This is a genomic window from Streptomyces umbrinus, assembly GCF_030817415.1.
Taxonomy (GTDB): Bacteria; Actinomycetota; Actinomycetes; order Streptomycetales; family Streptomycetaceae; genus Streptomyces; species Streptomyces umbrinus_A.
The window spans coordinates 8,118,197-8,137,005 of record NZ_JAUSZI010000002.1 but is presented as its reverse complement, the minus strand read 5'-3'; the positions used below and the strand labels follow the sequence as shown (position 1 = coordinate 8,137,005).

Here is an 18,809-nt window from a genome sequence, read left to right as displayed (position 1 = left end):
GCCGTGAGGCCTCCGCGAGTCGCCGTGAGGGGAATACAACCACCCAACGTGCCAGTAACCGGCTATATTCAGCGACGGAACTAGTTAGCGCACCTAACTAGACAGACGAAAGGCATACCCATATGACCGAGCCGCAGCTCTGGCACGACGTGGACGACTACTTCACCGGCCTCCTCGCCCCGCCGGACGAGGCCCTGACCGACGCGCTGCGCGACAGCGACGCCGCCGGACTGCCCCACATCAACGTCGCCCCGCCGCAGGGCAAGCTGCTCCATCTCCTCGCCGTGATCCAGGGCGCGACCCGCATCCTGGAGATCGGCACCCTCGGCGGCTACAGCACCATCTGGCTGGCCCGCGCCCTCCCGCAGGACGGCCGGCTGATCACGCTGGAGTACAGCGAACGACACGCCGAGGTGGCCCGCCGCAACCTCGCCCGGGCCGGCCTGGACAAGATCACCGAGGTCCGGGTGGGCCCGGCGCTCGACTCCCTGGCGAAGCTGGCCGGCGAAGGCGACGGGAACACGGCCCCCTTCGACCTGGTCTTCATCGACGCGGACAAGGTCAACAACCCGCGCTATGTGGAGTGGGCCGTCAAGCTCACCCGGCCCGGCAGCCTGATCATCCTCGACAACGTCGTCCGCGGCGGCGCCGTCACCGACCCCACCAGCGACGACCCGAGCGTGCGGGGCACCCGCGAGGCCCTCGACCTGTTCGCCACACATCCGAAACTGACCGCCACGGCGATCCAGACGGTGGGCTCGAAGGGGTACGACGGGTTCGCGCTGGCGCGCGTACTGCCGTAGCCCCTCCGGCACCTCTGCCAGGGCTTTCTGGGTCAGGCCTCGTGGTAGAAGCCCACGTTGACGCTGCGGGGCCCCGTGCGGTCGTAGATGATCAGTTCGCCGGAACCGCCGAGGGGCAGCTTGGCCGTCCCGCCGTACGGCAGGATCTGCGGGGCGGCCCCGCCGACCAGGGTGAAGCGCACCTCGGAGGAGGGGTCGTCGTGCGAGCCCCGCAGCCAGGTCACCTGCCAGCTCCCCTCGGGCCCGCACAGGAACTCCAGGTGCACCCGCGAGACGAACAGCCAGTCGTCGGGCGTCGCGAGGCGGCACACGCCCCGGTCCCGCCCCACCCGCAGCACGGCACCCGGCTCGCTCGGCGCGTCGGCCATCTGCATACCGGCCGTCGCGCCGGCTTCCGTACCGGACACCGTGGCCATGGTGAGTTCGAGCACGTGTGCTCCTTCGTTCCCGCGCGTTCCCGCGTTCCAATTGTCCCGCGCCAGGACGCGGTTGACGCCCCGGCGAGGTGTCGCCGCCGAATGATAATTCGCCCGGCCCCGGACCGTCCGGTGCAGCCCCACACCGCTCGGCGCGGTGGCACACGGCTCGGCGCGGTCGCACACCGTCCGTCCCGGCACGGTTCGCACACCTTCCGGCACAATGGACGCATGACCGAGCGCAAGCCTCCTGGTGTCAGCTTCGAGTCCTGGGTCGACAAGCAGATCCGCGATGCGGAAGCCCGTGGGGAGTTCGCCGACCTCCCCGGCATGGGCAAGCCGCTGACGAGCGGTCCCGACACGTCGTACGACGAACTGTGGTGGATCAAGCAGAAGATGATCCGCGAGGGCCTGACCGTACTGCCGCCGACGCTGGCCCTCCGCAAGGAGGCCGAGGACGCCCTTGAGGCGGCCGAGAAGGCCCCGTCGGAGTCGGCGGTACGGCGGATCATCACCGAGATCAACAAGAAGATCCGCGAGATGATGTTCAAGCCGCCGCCCGGGCCGCCGCTGGGCCTCAAGCCGTACGACGTCGAGGAGATCGTCCGCGAGTGGCACGAGCGGCGCGCCGGCTGAGGCCGTCCGCGTCTTCGTCCTCGTCCTCGTCGAGACCGCGCCGCCCTCTCGGGGCACGGGTGAGGCCCTGCCCCGACACATGGCCCGGGGCAGGGCCTCGCTGCGCAAGATGCCTCAAGGTGCTTGTGGTGTGCTGGAGTTCGCGCGGACGCGCGGGTTCGACGGGGCTTGTGGGTTCAGAGCCGCAGGAGCCGTTCCGCCAGTTCCCGGTAGTCCCGTAGGGCCAGCCGGAGCTGTTCGGTGTCGGCCTTGTCCTCGCCGGTGGTCTGCCAGGACGTACGGAGTGTGCGGCGGCGCTCGGTCACGGCGTCGGTGAACCGTGCCGCGACCTCCTGGAGGACCTTGTCGGCCTCCTCCACCGAGCCCCGGGGTCCGTCGATGAAGCCGGCCACCGCGTGCTGGAGTTGGAGGGACCACTTTTCGCCGGTGTCGGGGGACATCAGGCGTCCGCCGACGTCTCCGGCGGTTCCGGGGGGCGACTTGGTCTGGGTGGCGGGCGGGTTGCCTGGGACAGCCGTGCCTTCAGGAGCCCTTGAACTTCCCACCGTGGTCTTGTGCAGGTCGTCGTTGGCCGGTCGCGCAGTTCCCCGCGCCCCTGATGGGGCGGGCGTGGCTGAGCCGGTGCCGGAAGCGGGGACCTCGGCGGTGGTGGCGGGCCGGTCGGATGCCTCGGTCCGGCCGACAGCCTCGGTCCGGCCGGGTGTCTCGGCCCGGCCAGATGCCTCGGTCAGGTCAGGCGCCCCAGCGCGGCCGGGTGTCCGGGTCCGGTCGGCAGCCTCAGTCCGGTCGGGAGCCCCGGTCAGGTCAGGTGCCCCGGTTCGGTCGGGTGCCTCGGCACGCCTGATGCCCTCGGCCCGGTCAGGTGCCCCAGCCCGGTCAGCAGACCCAGTCCGGCCGGACATCTCGGTACGGCGAGCAGCCTCAGCCTGGCTGGGTGTCTCGGTCCGGCCAAGAGTCCCGGTCCGGTCGGCAGCCTCGGCCCGGCCGGGTGCCCCGGTCAGGTCAGGTGCCCCAGTCCGGTCGGGTGTCTCGGCACGCCCGGCAGTCTCGGCGCGCCCGGGACTCTCGGTCCGGCCCGCAGCAGCCGCGATCCGGCCGAGTATCCCGGTCCGCCCAGCGGCCTCGGCCTGGTCGGGTGCCCCGGTCCCGTCTGGTGCCTCGGTCCGGTCGGGAGACGTCGGCCGGTCGGCGGACGTGGGTCGTTCGGCGGGCGTCGGCCTGTCGTTGCGGCGTTCCGGCGGGGGCGGGGGTCCGGTCGTTTTGTTGTCGTCCGGCATGACTCTCAACTCCCCTTCACATGGCGCCTGTTGAGGGCCCACGGCGCGTGTGCGCGGCCGCGGGTGCTGTCGGTGTCGGTTCGGGTGGTCGCGGGGGCTTCCTCGGCCTTCCCGGTCTTCTCCCGGGGGTCGGTCTTCTCCCGGGACAGCGCCTTCTCCTCCCCGCGGGCCGGGGCCGTCAGGTCCTGGAAGAGTGCGCGGGCCTCCACCAACGCCTCGCGCAGTTCCTCCGTGCCGGCCGCCGCCCGGCCCGTGCCGGAGCCGGCCGTGGGTGCGTGCGCGGCCCGGTGGACGCGCCGGTAGCCGTGGACGTGGTGCGCGTGGTGCACGGAGAGCGCGTCTAGCTGCTCGTCGTGACGGCTGCCGTCCGGGAACCCGCGGGCACCGGCCACCTCGGCGATGAGCCGGTCCGCCTCGACGACGGCGTCACGCGGCGAGTCGACGAACTGCTCCTGCACGGCGGTCCAGCGGACCAGATACCGCTCCCGCGCCGAGGGCTCCAGCGGCTGCTCGCGCAGCGATCCGTGCCGCTTCACCCGCTCTTCGAGTTCGTGCTCGGCGGCCTTGGTGTCGCCGTCGTGCCGGGCGACGGCCCGGTCGTACTCGGGCCCGAAGCGCCGCTTCAGACCTCGCCCGCCGCCCGCCCCGCGGGCCGCCACGGACCGGGCGACCACGGCGGCCACGAGAGCCACCGCGACCACGATCAGAAGGATGATCACGCCTGTGGACATGGAATGCCTTCCGGGTTCTGGGCCCAGTGGGCCGCTTCCCCAGCCGGGTTGCCCGGACGGCGCTCCCCAAACTGCGCTCGCGACATCCGTGCGGCGGCGTGTCGATTACGGCGTCCCTCGTTCGACGCATGGGTGAGAGCACGAGTGAGGGGCGGCAGGCGCCTCCTGATACCGAGGAGAACACCATGAGCAAGGTCGTCGCACGGATCGGCATGTCGCTCGACGGATACATCACCGGCCCCGACGCGGGGGCCGAGCACCCGCTCGGCATCGGCGGCGAACGCATTCACAACTGGGTGTACGGACTGCGCGCGTTCCGCGAGATGCTCGGGCAGAAGGGCGGGACGGAGGGCCAGGACAACGACGTCGTCGCCGAGTGGGTCGCCCGGTCGGGCGCGGTGGTCATGGGCCACGGCATGTTCATCAGCGGCGAGGTGCCCTGGGGCGACGAGCCGCCGTTCCACATGCCGGTGTACGTCGTCACCCACCACCCCCGCGAGACCGTGGTGAAGGAGGGCGGCACGAGCTTCCACTTCGTCACCGAGGGCCCCGAGCACGCGCTCGCCCTGGCCCGTGAGGCGGCGGGCGAGAAGGGGGTCTCCCTGGCGGGCGGCGCGAACCTGATCCAGCAGTTCGTCCGCGCCGGCCTCCTCGACGAACTCCTCCTCCACGTCGTCCCGGTCCTCGCCTGCGCCGGCACCCGGCTCTTCGACAACCTGGGCACGGACCAGATCGAGTGGGAGAAGGTCTCGGTCATCGACTCCCCCGAGGTCACCCACATCCACCTGCGGGCCCTGAAGCAGGCCGCCGGGTGAGCCGGCGGTAATTCGCTTGCGGACGGCGTACGGGTCCTCGTGACAATGCACGCCATGAAGACACGTACGACCGGTGTCCCGGGGCCCTGGACCGTCGCCCCCGAGCCCTTCGACTCGCCGGCCGCGGTCGCCCTCTGGCGGACGTACTACACGGAGGTCAGCGACCGCTGGTACCGGCTGCACCACGGGCACGACACCGACCCCGCCGAGCTGGAACGCGAGATCGCCGCCGACAGCGGAGCCGAACTCACCCCGCCCGGTGGGGTGTTGCTGGTCGCGCGGCACGAGGGCGAGGCGGCGGGCATGGCGGGCGTACGGCTCCGGGACGCGACGACGGGCGAGCTCAAACGTGTCTTCGTACGCGAGGATCTGCGGGGCAGGGGTGGCGGTGCCGTTCTCCTCGGGGCGGCCGAAACGGCAGCCCGGGCGCTCGGGGCCGGGCGGCTGATCCTCGACACCCGGGGCGACCTGGTGGAGGCGCGGGCGCTGTACGCCCGGCACGGCTACGCGGAGACCGAGGCGTACAACGACGACGTGTACGCCGAGCACTGGTTCGCCAAGCAGCTCACCGCCTGAGCCGCTCGCGTGCCGGGCCGCGCCGGGGTCACTTGGTGAGCCACACCCGGCCGGCCGGCTTCGGGACGGTTCCGTTGTGGGGGCGTTCCTCGTTGGAGCCGCACATCTCGGCGTTCAGCTCCTCCACGAGCCGGACCAGGTCGGTGGGCCGGTCCGGGCCCCACCAGTCGCCCAGGAGCTCGGCGAGGGACTCCTCGCGGGCTTTGGACAGCTTCTCGGCGGCCTCGCGGCCCCGGTCGGTCAGGACGAGGTCGATGCCTTCCCGTACGGCGAGCTGCCGCTCCTCGACCTGGCGGGCGGCCGCGATGACGACGTGCAGGGGCACCGAGCTGCGCTCGGCGAGGACGGCGGGCTCGGCCCAGCCGTAGCGCCTGATCCGCAGCAGGAGCCAGCTCGTGGCGGGCAGCAGGTCGTAGCCGGCACGGGCGGTGATCTTCTTGTAGATCTCGCGCCGCCCCTCGCGGGTGCCGAGCACGGACAGCGCGCGGCACACCTCGTCGTACGAGGAGCGCTCCACGGGGTTGCTGGCCAGCGTCTGGGTGGCGTCGGGTGCCGTCACCGAGGCCCGCAGCCTGTCCTCGCGCAGGAACCAGGCGAGCGCGAAGCCGGCGAGGGCGACCGGGGCCGCGTACAGGAAGACGTCCGTGATGGATGTGGAGTACGCCTCGACGACGGGCGGCCGGAGTGCGGCCGGGAGGTCGGAGATGATCTTCGGGTCGGACTTCAGCGCGTCCACACTGAGGCTCGGCGGAAGGTCCTGCCCCCGGAGCGCGGCGGTGAGTTCGCTCCCCAGCCGGCTCGCGAAGACCGTGCCGAAGATCGCGACGCCGAACGAGGCACCGATGGAGCGGAAGAAGGTGGCGCCGGAGGTGGCGACACCGAGATCCTCGTACGAGACGGAGTTCTGCACGATCAGCACGAGGACCTGCATGACCAGGCCGAGTCCCAGGCCGAAGACGAGGAGGTACGAGCTCATCTCGGCCGCGGAGCTGTTCTCGTCGAGCTGGTGCAGGAGCAGCAGCCCGAGCGCGGTGACGCCCGTACCGGCGATGGGGAACACCTTCCAGCGGCCCGTGCGGCTGACGATCTGCCCGGAGACGGTCGAGGAGACGAGCAGTCCGGCCACCATCGGCAGCATGTGCACACCCGACATGGTGGGCGAGATGCCGTGGACGACCTGGAGGAACGTCGGGAGGTACGTCATCGCGCCGAACATCGCGAAGCCGACGATGAAGCTGATCACGGCGGCGAGGGTGAAGGTGCGGATCCGGAACAGCTTCAGGGGCAGTACGGGTTCCGCGGCCCGCCGCTCGACGGCCACGAACGCCACGGCGAGGCCGGCACCCAGCACGGCGAGGCCGATGATCTGCGCCGAGCCCCAGCCCCAGGTGCTGCCGCCGAGCGAGGCGACGAGAACCAGACAGGTGGCGACGGCCGCGATCAGGAACGTACCGAGGTAGTCGATCGTGTGCTTCTGGGCGCGGACCGGGATGCGCAGGACGGTCGCGATGACGGCGAGCGCGACGATCCCGATGGGGAGGTTGATGTAGAAGACCCAGCGCCAGCTCAGGTGCTGGGTGAACAGCCCGCCGAGCAGCGGGCCGAGCACGCTGCTCGCGCCGAAGACCGCGCCGAACAGGCCCTGGTACTTGCCCCGTTCGCGGGGCGAGACGATGTCGCCGACGATCGCCATCGACAGCACGATGAGCCCGCCGCCGCCGAGGCCCTGGAGGGCGCGGAAGGCGATCAGCTGGGGCATGTTCTGCGCCATCCCGCACAGCGCGGAGCCGATCAGGAAGATCACGATGGCGGTCTGGAACAGCTTCTTGCGTCCGTACTGGTCACCGAGCTTGCCCCAGAGCGGGGTGGCGGCCGTGGAGGCGAGCAGATACGCGGTGACGACCCACGACAGGTGATCGAGGCCGCCCAGGTCGCTGACGATGGTCGGCAGCGCGGTCGACACGATCGTCTGGTCGAGGGCTGCGAGGAGCAGTCCGAGCAGCAGGGCCCCGATCGAGACGAGGACACCGCCCTTCGGATGCTCCTGACCGGCGGTGGCACCGCGCGAATGGTCCCGGGCGGGACGGGCCGCCTTCGGTGCGTTCATGCCATTCATGCCGTTCGTGTCGTTCGCACCGTGCGCATCCTCGGCCATGAAGACCTCCCGGCCACGAGAGTCCCGTTTCCTCTTCCATCCTGGTCGGTGTGACCGGTTATGGCCTGTTGAATCCGCTACGGAGTCCGGGATTCCGGGGGTAACCGGGAGATTGTGTGGAGGGTGTCTGCATAATCGCTGGAGTTCGTACGGGGAGGAACCCACACGTGAACGACCGGAACGGTCACATATGCCCGGAATGCGGGGCGCCCTGGGGGTCTGAGGGCTCCCCCACGTGCGACTGCGCCCGCCGGGCGGCGGACGCCCTGCTGGAGACCCGCTCCGCGGAGACCGCGGCGGCAGAGGCTTTCGACCCCCTGCGCATCCGCCCGTACGTGGACCTGGACCCGGCGGCACCGGGGGCGACGCCGGCCGACGCCCCTGCGGCTGACGGCACCGACCACGAGCACGAGCACGCGTACGAACAGGAGTACGGGCACGAGTACGGGCACGAGTACGGCGCGCCCGTACCCGAGCCGCCACCCACCGGCGCGACGCATGAAAGGGAGCGGGAGCCTGCCGACGCGGGTGCCACCGCCCAACTGCCCCGCGCGACGGCCCTCCCCCGCTCCTCGGCCCCCGACACGAGCCTCTTCGAGGAGGCTCATCAGCTGGACCCCGCCGCGGACCCGGCGGAGAGCAGCGGCCGACGCCGCCGTTTCGCACTCGTCGGCGCCGGCGCCACCGCCGCGGTGGTCGCGGCGGCCGGATTCGCGAGCGGACTGTTCTCGTACGACACGCCGTCGCGGGAGAGCGCGGCCCCGGACGACATACGGGCGAGCGTGCCGGACACGACCCTGGACGAGCCGTCGCCGTCGGTCTCGGAGTCGCCCAGCCAGTCGCCGTCGGCCTCACCGACCGAGTCGAGCAGCGCGAGCGCGACACCGTCACCGACGAGGTCGACGGCGTCCCCCACCCCGCCCCGCCCGACCGCCACGACCCGCGCCCCGTCGACGGGCGCCCCCACCCCCACGACCACCCAGCCCTCCACCCCACCGGAGAAGGCCGAGCCCGTGACCCTCCGCCGCGGCGACGAGGGCCCCGAGGTCACGGAACTCCAGCAACGCCTCCAACAGGTGGCCCTCTTCACGGGCACCCCCGACGGCGACTACGACAACAAAACCGAAAACGCCGTCCGCAACTACCAGCTCACTCGAGGCATCGACAACGAGGACGCGGGCACCTACGACAAAGAAACCCGCACCCGCCTGGAATCAGAAACAACGGAACCGTAGGTCGGGGCTGGGCGGGCCCTGAGCTTTGAGGGGGCCGGCCTTGGACCTTGAAGGCAGCGGCCCCTGAACCCTGAAGGGGCTGGACCTTGGGCCTCGAAGATGCCGGTCGGTACGCTCCGGGCTCCGGGCTCCGGGCTCCGGGCTCCGGGCTCCGGGCTCCGGGCTCCGGGCAGCGAAGGCACCCGAGGCCGTCCTTCAAACGGCCGGACCCCGGGCTTTCAACAGCGTCCGGCCCAGCCCCTTCAAACAGCCGAACCCAGGGCTTTTAGGGGCGCGGGGAACTGCGCGACAAGCCCCCACCGGCCCGCACAAACATCACCCCTCAGCCCCCTCAAGGGGCGCGGGGAACTGCGCGACCAACCCTCACCGGCCCGCACCCAACACCAAACCCCAGCCCCCAGCCCCCAAGAAGACGACCCCCGGTCACCCCACCCGCAGCCGAACCACCCCACCCCCCAACCCCTCGACAGCCACCTGTCGAAGATCCCGCACCACAACATCCGCCCGATGAAACCCGGCCCGCGGCCCAACCCCAACCACCCGCATCCCCGCGGAGCGCCCCGCCGAGATCCCCGCCCCCGAGTCCTCGAACACCACACACTCCTCGGGCGCGACCCCCAACTCCGCCGCTCCCTTCAAAAACCCCTCAGGATCCGGCTTGCTGGCCCCCACGGACTCGGCCGTGACCCGAACCTCCGGCAGAGAAAGCCCCGCCGCCCCCATCCGCGCGGTGGACAGCGCCACATCCGCGGACGTGACGAGCGCATGGGCGACCACCCCCCGCAACGAGGCGAGAAACTCCGCGGCCCCCGGAATCGCGACAACCCCGTCCATGTCCGCCGTCTCCTCGGCAAGCATCCGCGCGTTGTCGGCGTAGTTCTGCTCCATGGGCCGGCTGGGCAGCAGCACGGCCATCGACGCGTACCCCTGCCGCCCGTGGACGACCTTCATGACCTCGTCCCCGTCGAGCCCGTGCCGGTCGGCCCAGCGGCGCCACACACGCTCGACGACGGCGTCCGAGTTGACGAGGGTGCCGTCCATGTCCAGCAGCAGGGCACGGGCGGTCAGCACTGTTGACGCCGTCATCGGCATGCTCCAAAGCGTGGAGGAGGGTCCCGAGCGGGGCCATTCCGTGGCCCCCGGGGGGGGGACAAGGCGGCCCCGCCCGCCGGTCAGGGAGTGCGGGCGGGAGCCACTTTGTTCCCCCACGGTACAAAACAAAGACCCGATCCCGCTACCACCCCAGGGGCCTCATTCCACACGAACCCACGACAAGAGGGCCGGCAGAAACCCGAAAGTCCCGCCCCGCCCCTTGTTGTGTCATGCCCACGTCATTAACTTCTCACCTGACGCACATCTCCCGGAAACCGGCCACCGCGAGCATTCAGTCGCTCGCAGGTCAACTTCCCCCCACCCCAAGGGAGTTCGCATGCCGAAGATCTACGCGCGTCGACGGCTGAGTCTAGTGGCCGCCTTCGCCGGATTGATAGCCATGGTCGGGCTTTTCAACGGCCCGACCGCCTCCGCCGCACTGCCCACCCCGGTCAGCGCGGCCACCGCCCGCACCTACCTCGCCTCGCTCACCGTGGCGACCGAGGACCGCACCGGCTACGACCGCGATCTCTTCAACCACTGGATCACCATCAGCGGCACGTGCAACACCCGTGAGACGGTCCTGAAGCGCGACGGCACGAACGTCGTCACCAGCTCCGCCTGCGCGGCCACCAGTGGCAGTTGGTACTCCGTCTACGACGGCGCGACCTGGACCGCCGCCTCCGACCTCGACATCGACCACCTCGTCCCGCTGGCCGAGGCCTGGGACTCCGGCGCCGACAGCTGGTCCGCGTCCACGCGCCAGGCCTTCGCCAACGACCTCACCCGCCCGCAGCTCATCGCCGTCACGGACAACGTGAACCAGTCGAAGAGCGACCAGGACCCGGCAGAGTGGATGCCGTCGCGCACCGCCTACGCCTGCACCTACGTACGCGCCTGGGTCCAGGTGAAGTACTACTACGACCTCTCCGTCGACTCGGCGGAGAAGAGCAAGCTCAGCTCGGTCCTGAGCGGCTGCTGATCACCAACTGATCCACAGCCGATCGCCAACCGACCGGCAGCCGACCAGCAGCAAGAACGCAGCAGGCAGCCGGCCAATGGGCACCTGATCAACTGCACCATGCACGGAACCTCCCCGCTCACCTCCGTCGTTCCGTACCGTACGGGGCGACGGAGGAGAGTGATCGCGTGGCGGGACTGCGCCTGGGTCCACTGCTGAGGTACGTCGACGGCTCGTCCGCGACCATCTGGGTCGAGGCGAGCCGCCCGTGCACCGCCGAGGTGCGCTGCCCGGACGGCGCGGGCGGTGAGTCCCGCACCTTCCAGATCGCGGGCCACCACTACGCCCTGATCCCGGTCACCGGACTGACCCCGGGCACGAGGTCCCCGTACGAGGTGCTGCTCGACGGGGTACAGGTCTGGCCGCTCCCCGACTCCCGCTTCCCGCCCTCGGCCATCCACACCCCGGTGGACGACCACGAGACCGTACGGGTCGCCTTCGGCTCCTGCCGCTGGGCCACACCGGCCGCCGACGAGAAGGACCCCGGGGGCCCGGACGCCCTGGACACCCTCGCCGCCCGCATCGCCGCGAACCCGGACGGCGAACGCCCGGACGTCCTGCTGCTGTTGGGCGACCAGGTGTACGCGGACGAGGTCTCGGCCGCCACCCGCCGCTGGCTGGAGGCCCGCCGCGGGCTGAACGAACCGCCGGGCGCCGAGGTCGCGGACTACGAGGAGTACACGCACCTCTACTACGAATCGTGGCTGGACCCCGAGATCCGCTGGCTGCTCTCCACCGTGCCCAGCTGCATGATCTTCGACGACCACGACGTCATCGACGACTGGAACACCAGCGAGGCATGGGTCGCCGACATGCGGGCCACGCCCTGGTGGCGCGAGCGGATCCTGAGCGGCCTGATGTCGTACTGGGTCCACCAGCACCTCGGCAACCTCCCGCCCGAGCGCCTCGCCGAGGACCCGCTGTACGAAGCGGTCCGCGCCACTCCCGACGGCACGGACGCCCTGCGCGCCTTCGCCGCCCGCGCCGACAACGACCCGGCCTCGGTCCGCTGGAGCTACCGCCGCGACTTCGGCCGCACCCGGCTCCTGATGGTCGACTCCCGCGCGGCCCGCGTCCTCGAAGAGAAGAACCGCTCGATGCTCGACCCGGCCCAGGAGGCGTGGCTGCGCGAGCAGGTGCTGGAGGAGCCGGGTTCGTACGACCACCTCCTCATCGGCACCTCCCTGCCCTGGCTGCTCCCCAACCTCGTGCACGACGCGGAGGGCTGGAACGCCGCGCTGTGCCGGGGCGAACGGGGCGAACGCTGGGCCCGGTTCGGGGAGAACCTGCGGCGGGCGGCGGACCTGGAGCACTGGGCCGCGTTCCCGTCGTCGTTCGACTCGCTCGCGGAGCTGATCGCCGAGGCCGGCTCGGGACCGCAGGCGCCGGCGACGGTGTGCGTGCTCTCCGGGGACGTGCACCACGCGTACATCGCCGAGCCGGTCTGGCGGGAGGGCCTGCCGGGACCCGACGCCCGGGTGCTCCAGCTGACCTGCTCCCCCGTGCACAACTCCATCCCGCTCTCGATAAGGCTCGGCTTCCGTTTCGGCTGGAGCGGGGTCGGTCGCGCCATCGGCCGACGTTTCGCCCGGCACGGCAGACTTGAGCGTCCGCCCGTCGACTGGCGGAAAACCGGCGGCCCTTGGTTCGGCAACCAGCTCATGACACTGACCCTGCGCGGCCGTTCGGCGCGTCTGCGGCTCGACCAGGCGGGGCAGGAACGGGGCGGCGCGGCCGGGCTGAGGACGATCGTCGAATCCGAACTCAGCTGACACAAGGACACGGAGAGTCACAACTCCCCCACGCGCTAGCGCTCTTCACACGATCCGCGACGGGGGCGAAGGCGGGGCGCTCACGGCGACCGGCCACGCCCCGCGATTCCCCGATTGCATACGTCTATTGCCCACGTTGCGTACGTTGCCCAAGTGCTGCCGCGTTGCCCGTGATGCACACGCTTGGCGCCCATGGTGCTCGTGACGCATCCCACAACCGGCCCGGTTGATCCGTTCCAGGGCTCGGCTCCCGTGGCTCGCGACGGCATGATGATGCGGACCGTCCGCTTCCGCGGACGGTGTGCTCTGCCCAGCACCCCAGCGCCCCACCTGTCCGGGAGTCACACCTTTGTCTGCAGCGACCGCGGAGCCGACGGACCCGGCACGGACCACGGACCCGACGGAGACCGCGAACTCCGGGAGAGGACAGGCCGCGTCCGACGTGTCTGCCGTGTCCACTGTGTCCATCGCGCTCGTCGGCGCCGGACCCCGCGGCACCAGCGTCCTGGAACGCCTCTGCGCCTCCGCGCCCGAGCTTCTCGCGCCCGGCACGCGTCTGACGGTCCATGTCGTCGACCCGTCGCCGCCGGGCCCCGGCCGGGTCTGGCGCACCGCCCAGCCGGCCGAGCTGCTGATGAACACCGTCGCCTCGCAGGTCACCCTCTTCACCGACGACAGCGTGGACTGCTCGGGCCCGATACGCCCCGGCCCGAGCCTGCACACCTGGGCCGACGGCGAGCTGGGCCCGGACGACTATCCGACCCGCGCCCAGTACGGGCAGTACCTGGAGTGGGTCTTCGGCGAGGTGGTCCGCGGGGCACCGCCCGGGCTTCGGGTCCTGACGCACCGGGCGCGCGCGACCCGCCTCGACGAGACGGCCGACGGCCACCAGGTCCTCGTACTCGACAACGGCCGGACCCTCCCGGACCTGTCCGCCGTGGTCCTGGCCCAGGGCCATCTGCCGGCCGTGGCCGACCGGGCACAGCAGCGCCTGGCCGCGTACGCCGACCGCCACGGCCTGCGTCATGTCCCGCCCGCCAACCCGGCGGACCTCGACCTCTCCTCCGTCGCCCCCGGCGAGACCGTCCTCCTGCGCGGTCTGGGCCTCAACTTCTTCGACCACATGGCGCTGTTGACGACGGCCCGCGGAGGCCGCTTCCGGCGCACCCCGGCCGGCCTGCGCTACCTCCCCTCGGGCCGGGAGCCGCACCTGCGGGCCGGCTCCCGCCGCGGCATCCCGTACCAGGCCCGCGGCGACAACGCGAAGGGCCCGTACGGGCGTCACGTGCCCCTCGCCCTCACCCCCGACGTCATCTCCCGCTTCCGCAAACGCGCGGACTCGGGCGACGCGCCGGACTTCCTCACGGAGATATGGCCGTTGGTGGCGAAGGAGGTCGAAACCGTCTATTACGAGGGGTTGTTGGGACCCGACGCCACCCTGATACGCGGCTTCCGTGAGCGCTTCCTCGCGGTCCCCCACCGTGACGCCCAAGAGGCCCTGGTCCTGGGCGAGTTCGGGATCGCGGAGGCCGACCGCTGGTCCTGGGACCGGATTTCACGGCCGTACGGCGGTCGGGTCTTCACCGGTACCGGCGACTTCCGGGAGTGGCTGCTGGACCATCTCCGCGAGGACGCCGCACAGGCCGCGCTCGGCAACGTCGACGGTCCCCTCAAAGCGGCTCTCGACGTACTGCGCGACCTGCGCAACGAGTTGCGGCAGATCGTCGACCACGGCGGGCTCGGCGGAACCTCGCGCCGGGAGCACCTGGACCGCTGGTACACCCCGCTCAACGCGTTCCTGTCGATCGGTCCGCCCCGGCGCCGTATCGAGGAGATGACCGCGCTGATCGAGGCGGGCGTGCTGGAGGTGCTCGGCCCGCGACTGGAGGTGCGGGCCGAGGACGGGGCCTGGGTGGCGCACTCCCCCGACGTGCCCGGCTCGACCGTGACGGCGACGACACTCGTCGAGGCACGACTGCCCGAGCCGGACCTCCGGCGGACGGCCGACGAACTCCTCGCCCGGCTCCTGAAGACGGGCCAGTGCCGCCCGCACACCGTGGACGGTTACGAAACCGGAGGGCTGGACGTAACACAGCGCCCCTACCGTCTGATCGACCGTCAGGGACGCGCGCACGCAAGGCGGTTCGCGATAGGAGTGCCTACGGAGGGTGTGCACTGGGTGACCGCCGCCGGGGCCAGGCCCGGTGTGGACTCGGTCACGCTGTCGGACGCCGACGCGGTGGCGCGGGCCGTTCTGCGGACGGCCGCGGACCAAGCGGGACAAGGCCGCGAGGCGGATCCGGAACCCACAGCGCACGCACAAGCATGGCCAAAAGTTGAACTTGCAAGCATCGATTAGGCCGACCTAACGTTGAGCACTCACTCGGTTCCGTCCCCCACACCGGCCCCTTTCCGGGACCGGATCCAGACCGAAGGAGTTCTCCCCACATGACCGGACGCCTCAACAGCGCCCAGCCGTACGCCATCGGCCTGTTCCGCATAGTCATCGGCCTGCTCTTCGCCTGCCACGGCGCCGTCTCGCTCCTCGGCGTACTCGGCGGACTGGACGGCAAGGGCTCCACCGTCGAGACCGGCGCCTGGCCCAACTGGTACGCGGCCGTCATCGAGCTCGTCGGCGGCAGCCTGGTCCTGCTGGGCCTCGGCACCCGTATCGCGGCGTTCATCGCGTCGGGCGCGATGGCCTACGCGTACTTCAAGGTCCACCAGCCCGAGCACCTCTGGCCGATCAGGAACAACGGCGAGGGCGCGGCCATGTACTCCTGGTCGATGCTCCTGCTGGTCTTCACCGGCTCGGGCGCGCTCGGCCTGGACCGACTGTTCAAGGGCCGCTCGTCCTCGTCCTCGTCGTCATCCGCGGACGGGAAGCGCTCTTCGGAGCCGATCACGGCCTGACACCCGCTCCCGCAAGCGAGCTGCGCCCGCCCCTGCCGCATCGAGGGGCGGGCACCCACGCCCCGAAGGGGCGCGGGGAACTGCGCGACCAGCCACGACGCACCCGCAGACGAACACCCGGCCGAGCAGATCACTCACGCCCAGCCGAACGGCACCGTGAAGCAGGCCAACCGCATGCCCGAGCCACCCTGTTCACCGTGCAGCACCACAGACGCGGCCTCCCCGAACCGGAAGTTCCAGTCGTGCCGCGCACTCGCCCCACCCGCCCCACGTGAGTCGGCCGTGAAGTCGAGCCAGACCTCGTTGTCGGGGTTCACACTGGCGGGGTCCGTGGACGGCCGGTGCTGGTAGTGCCCGCCCGCGGCGGCCGGATCGGCGCCGCACGGCTTCCGGTGCACATGCGCGCCGTACTCGTGGCCCGCCTTCAGCCCGGTCACCCGCAGCTTCACCGTCGTGGCGCCGCGCTCCGAACTGCGCTGGCCGACCTCGATCCACGAGCCGGCGGGCACGAGCCTCATGTCGTACGTGACGGCCGCCGACGGAACGAATGCGCCGGGCGGGGCGAAGCGGGCGTCCGTCCGCATCGAGTAGCCGTGCTTGCCGCCGGTGCCGCCCGCACCGCCACCCGGCTCGACCGTGCCGCCGTCGCCGCCGGTCGCACCGTGGGCGCCGCCCGCGCCGGTCGCGAGCGCGGCCGACGCCAACGCCAGGACGACGAGACCCACCGCTCCCGTTCTTCCTGCCCGACCCGTCCGACCCGTTCGCCCTGTTCGCTCCGCCCGCTCTGTTCGACCTGTTCGACCCGTTCGTACTACCGCTGTTCCTGACACCATCGCCGGTTCCGCTCCTCACACCGTTGGCCGCCCCTTTCCGTTGGTACGGGACGCGGCGCCGGCCCGCCCGCCGGGAAGCGGCAGCCGGGTGAACATGATGTGGCGAACGCACGTGCCCCCTGTGGATCTCATGTCGGACCCGAGGCGTACGCTGTATGGCTGTCACAGGCCGCTCCTGCCGCTCCCCCGCGACATCGCGGCATCACGGCACGGTTCGGGCCTACGGGGGAGACACAGGGGAGTTCGGGTGCTTGAGAGTGTGGGGTCGCTGTCCGGCAGCCCTTGGATCTACAGCCAATGGATCTATGCCGTGGTGGCTGTGTCAGTCCTGTTCGACGTCTTTCTGCCGGTACTGCCGAGCGGCGTCCTCGTCATCACGGCGGCGACGGCGGCCGCGGCCGGTACCGGCGCGGCTGCCGTGCACGTGCCGGACATCCCGGCCGCGCACGTGCCGGACCTCCTCGCGCTGACCCTCTGCGCCGCGACCGCCTCGGTCCTCGGCGACCTGGTCGCGTACCGGCTGGCCTGGCGCGGCGGGGAGCGCCTGGACCGTGCCATCGCCCGCTCCCGGCGCCTGAGGGGCGCGCAGGAACGTCTCGGCGCGGCGCTGGCACGCGGCGGCGGCGCCCTGGTCGTCCTGGCCCGCTTCGCGCCCGCCGGCCGCTCGGTCGTCTCGCTCGGCGCGGGCGCCGCGCACCGTCGAGTCCGCGAATTCCTGCCGTGGTCGATCCTCGCGGGGCTCGCCTGGGCCGCGTACAGCGTCGGCCTCGGCTACTTCGGCGGTCAGTGGCTGGGCGCGACCTGGCTCGCCACCGGCGTTTCGCTGGTGGCGCTGTTCGGGGCGGGCGCGGGGGCGGCGTTCCTGATGCGACGACCGTCATCGGCAGCTGTGCCCGTACCGGTACCCGTACCCGTGTCGGTACCGGTGCCGGTTCAGGTGCAGATGCCCGAGGCGGGCCCGGGCGCCTGAGGCGTACGCGGCCCGGGCGGACGTGCCCTCGGGCGGGCACGCCACTGACCGGCCGCACCTCTGGCTGAGCGCACCAGCGGCTACGTACGCCAGTGGCTGCGCGCCTCGGACGGACCTAGCTCGACGGGCGCCGGTCAGGCGTCGGGCGGTCAGCCGGCCTGGCGGCTTTCGGCCTGACGACTGGTGGCCGTCTGCCCTCGTATCTCCAGGCCGTCCAGCAGCTCGGCCGTGGCCTCGGCGATCGCGTCGACCGCGCGGTCGAAGACCTCGCGGTTGTGCGCGGCCGGGGCTCGGAAGCCGGAGACCTTGCGGACGTACTGGAGCGCGGCGGCGCGGATGTCCTCGTCCGTGGCCTCTTCGGGCAGGACGGGCGGTCGGAGAGTCTTGATGCTGCGGCACATACGTCCAGTCTCGCGCGCGGCACTGACATCGCGCCCGGGAACGGCGGCGCCTCCACGGACAGCCGAGGCCTCCCCACGGATCGCGGAGGCCACGACCAGGGGCTTCGGGCGGCGTCAGCCTTCGCCGAGGTCCACCCGCCAGTCGTTCGACGTGATCCAGTGACCCTTCGGGTACTCGAACTCGGCCGTACCGAGCAGTTCGAATCCGGCGCTGCGGCAGACCGCGTTCGACGCGTGGTGATCCACGCTCGGGAACGCGTGAAGGTACCGGTGCTCTCCAGCCGCCCTCGCCTCTTCGACGACCGCGTGGGCCGCCGCCGCGGCGAAACCGTGCCCCTGGAACTCGGGCAGCACCCCCCACCCGGTCTCCCACACCTTCTCGCCCCGCCACTCCCGCTCCCAGAAGCCGATCGAGCCGACCGTGTCGCCGGTGTCGGCCGACGTGACCCGATACATGCACCCCGGCCCCAGGCCGACGTAACGCCGGTGCCGGTCGACGAGCTTCTCCTCGGTCTCCGGACCACCCAAGTGCTCCGTCATCTCGGGGCTGTTGGCCCTCTGGAGAAGCCAGAAGTCACCTTCCGCCCACGCGTGCAGTCTCACCTGCGATGTCTCTGCGCTGTCCATGGTGGCCACCCTAGGACGGGGGTCGGACAACGCCAGGGGCCCGACAGGGCACCGCGGCCGTGGCGCGGGCCGCCACCGCGACACATTCGTGTGAAGTCCCCCAAGGAACTCGCATCCCAAAATCGAACAGGCGTAGCATTGTCGCGTGGCTACGACCTACGACTTCCCGAGTGACCTCCTGGCCGGTCAGGAGGAACTGCATCAGGTCCGGGCCGAGCTTCTGGCCCTCCTGAAGCGGCTCCCCTGGTCGGTCGAGCCCCTGGACGGCTTCAGCGACGACCACGGCTGGCGCAAGGTGGAGCGCCCCGCCTCCCCCGGCTGGACGGCCGACGAACAGGCCGAGGTGGAGAAACTCCGCGAGCGCGAGCGCGAACTCACGGTCTTCGTGACCTGCCACCGCTTCTGGGCGGAGGTCGCGGCCGCGGAGAAGGTGGACGCCCGGATGTCGCTCAAGCACGTACGGGAGACGGAGGCACACGTACGGGAGGCAGAGGCGGAGGGCCGCTCCACCCCGTAAGGCCCGTGACTGGCCCTGC

19 protein-coding genes are annotated in these 18,809 nt (G+C 71.4%); 11 read left to right on the top strand and 8 right to left on the bottom strand.

The genetic code is table 11. The annotated features are described in order from the left end of the window. The first annotated feature begins 122 nt into the window (after positions 1 to 122). Positions 123 to 803: an O-methyltransferase gene (locus tag QF035_RS35945; RefSeq protein WP_307524903.1), complete on the top strand. Its 681-nt coding sequence runs from the start codon at positions 123 to 125 to the stop codon at positions 801 to 803. 32 nt (positions 804 to 835) lie between these two features. On the opposite strand, the gene QF035_RS35940 is transcribed toward QF035_RS35945, so the two are convergent. Beyond that, a complete protein-coding gene (locus tag QF035_RS35940) occupies positions 836 to 1,234 on the bottom strand; it encodes a hypothetical protein (RefSeq protein ID WP_189838110.1) in 399 nt (132 codons plus the stop codon). A gap of 216 nt (positions 1,235 to 1,450) precedes the next feature. Here QF035_RS35940 and QF035_RS35935 point away from each other — a divergent pair, with 216 nt between their 5' ends. Next, positions 1,451 to 1,855: a DnaJ family domain-containing protein gene (locus QF035_RS35935; RefSeq protein WP_307524901.1), complete on the top strand. Its 405-nt coding sequence runs from the start codon at positions 1,451 to 1,453 to the stop codon at positions 1,853 to 1,855. Between the two features lie 176 nt (positions 1,856 to 2,031). Here QF035_RS35935 and QF035_RS35930 read toward each other — a convergent pair whose 3' ends face one another. Continuing rightward, a complete protein-coding gene (locus QF035_RS35930; protein ID WP_055617235.1) occupies positions 2,032 to 2,295 on the bottom strand; it encodes a hypothetical protein in 264 nt (87 codons plus the stop codon). An 842-nt stretch (positions 2,296 to 3,137) separates the two neighbouring features. After that, positions 3,138 to 3,863, bottom strand: coding sequence for a hypothetical protein (locus QF035_RS35925; protein ID WP_307524899.1), 726 nt, complete (start codon positions 3,861 to 3,863; stop codon positions 3,138 to 3,140). Between the two features lie 185 nt (positions 3,864 to 4,048). Here QF035_RS35925 and QF035_RS35920 point away from each other — a divergent pair, with 185 nt between their 5' ends. Continuing rightward, on the top strand, positions 4,049 to 4,678 hold the full coding sequence (locus QF035_RS35920; protein WP_307524898.1) for a dihydrofolate reductase family protein: 630 nt from the start codon (positions 4,049 to 4,051) through the stop codon (positions 4,676 to 4,678). Positions 4,679 to 4,732: 54 nt separating this feature from the next. Continuing rightward, complete coding sequence (locus QF035_RS35915) at positions 4,733 to 5,254, top strand: GNAT family N-acetyltransferase (RefSeq protein ID WP_307524896.1); 522 nt, start codon at positions 4,733 to 4,735, stop codon at positions 5,252 to 5,254. A gap of 28 nt (positions 5,255 to 5,282) precedes the next feature. Here the strand turns inward: QF035_RS35915 and QF035_RS35910 are convergent, their stop codons facing one another. Beyond that, positions 5,283 to 7,409: an MDR family MFS transporter gene (locus QF035_RS35910; protein WP_307524894.1), complete on the bottom strand. Its 2,127-nt coding sequence runs from the start codon at positions 7,407 to 7,409 to the stop codon at positions 5,283 to 5,285. 167 nt (positions 7,410 to 7,576) lie between these two features. Here QF035_RS35910 and QF035_RS35905 point away from each other — a divergent pair, with 167 nt between their 5' ends. Next, positions 7,577 to 8,644, top strand: coding sequence for a peptidoglycan-binding domain-containing protein (locus QF035_RS35905; RefSeq protein ID WP_307524893.1), 1,068 nt, complete (start codon positions 7,577 to 7,579; stop codon positions 8,642 to 8,644). 423 nt (positions 8,645 to 9,067) lie between these two features. Here the strand turns inward: QF035_RS35905 and QF035_RS35900 are convergent, their stop codons facing one another. Then, positions 9,068 to 9,736, bottom strand: coding sequence for an HAD family hydrolase (locus QF035_RS35900; protein ID WP_307524892.1), 669 nt, complete (start codon positions 9,734 to 9,736; stop codon positions 9,068 to 9,070). Between the two features lie 337 nt (positions 9,737 to 10,073). Between QF035_RS35900 and QF035_RS35895 the strand changes: the two genes are divergently transcribed. From QF035_RS35895 to QF035_RS35880, 4 genes are all read left to right on the top strand, one after another. Then, positions 10,074 to 10,718: an HNH endonuclease family protein gene (locus QF035_RS35895; protein ID WP_189838102.1), complete on the top strand. Its 645-nt coding sequence runs from the start codon at positions 10,074 to 10,076 to the stop codon at positions 10,716 to 10,718. A 167-nt stretch (positions 10,719 to 10,885) separates the two neighbouring features. Continuing rightward, the gene (locus QF035_RS35890; protein ID WP_307524889.1) at positions 10,886 to 12,529 is read left to right on the top strand and encodes an alkaline phosphatase D family protein; all 1,644 of its coding nucleotides are present in this window, start codon (positions 10,886 to 10,888) and stop codon (positions 12,527 to 12,529) included. Positions 12,530 to 12,971: 442 nt separating this feature from the next. Continuing rightward, a complete protein-coding gene (locus tag QF035_RS35885; RefSeq protein ID WP_373467009.1) occupies positions 12,972 to 14,888 on the top strand; it encodes an FAD/NAD(P)-binding protein in 1,917 nt (638 codons plus the stop codon). 89 nt (positions 14,889 to 14,977) lie between these two features. Continuing rightward, a complete protein-coding gene (locus tag QF035_RS35880; RefSeq protein ID WP_307524887.1) occupies positions 14,978 to 15,442 on the top strand; it encodes a DoxX family protein in 465 nt (154 codons plus the stop codon). Positions 15,443 to 15,576: 134 nt separating this feature from the next. Here the strand turns inward: QF035_RS35880 and QF035_RS35875 are convergent, their stop codons facing one another. Further along, positions 15,577 to 16,167, bottom strand: a complete 591-nt coding sequence (locus tag QF035_RS35875) for a superoxide dismutase family protein (RefSeq protein WP_307524885.1) — start codon at positions 16,165 to 16,167, stop codon at positions 15,577 to 15,579. A 355-nt stretch (positions 16,168 to 16,522) separates the two neighbouring features. Between QF035_RS35875 and QF035_RS35870 the strand changes: the two genes are divergently transcribed. Next, on the top strand, positions 16,523 to 17,245 hold the full coding sequence (locus QF035_RS35870) for a DedA family protein (protein ID WP_307524883.1): 723 nt from the start codon (positions 16,523 to 16,525) through the stop codon (positions 17,243 to 17,245). A 149-nt stretch (positions 17,246 to 17,394) separates the two neighbouring features. On the opposite strand, the gene QF035_RS35865 is transcribed toward QF035_RS35870, so the two are convergent. Next, on the bottom strand, positions 17,395 to 17,646 hold the full coding sequence (locus tag QF035_RS35865) for a DUF2277 domain-containing protein (protein ID WP_307524880.1): 252 nt from the start codon (positions 17,644 to 17,646) through the stop codon (positions 17,395 to 17,397). A gap of 114 nt (positions 17,647 to 17,760) precedes the next feature. Beyond that, a complete protein-coding gene (locus QF035_RS35860; RefSeq protein WP_307524878.1) occupies positions 17,761 to 18,273 on the bottom strand; it encodes a GNAT family N-acetyltransferase in 513 nt (170 codons plus the stop codon). 145 nt (positions 18,274 to 18,418) lie between these two features. On the opposite strand from QF035_RS35860, the gene QF035_RS35855 reads away from it, so the two are divergent. Continuing rightward, a complete protein-coding gene (locus QF035_RS35855; protein WP_307524876.1) occupies positions 18,419 to 18,790 on the top strand; it encodes a hypothetical protein in 372 nt (123 codons plus the stop codon). The last annotated feature ends 19 nt before the right edge of the window (positions 18,791 to 18,809 follow it).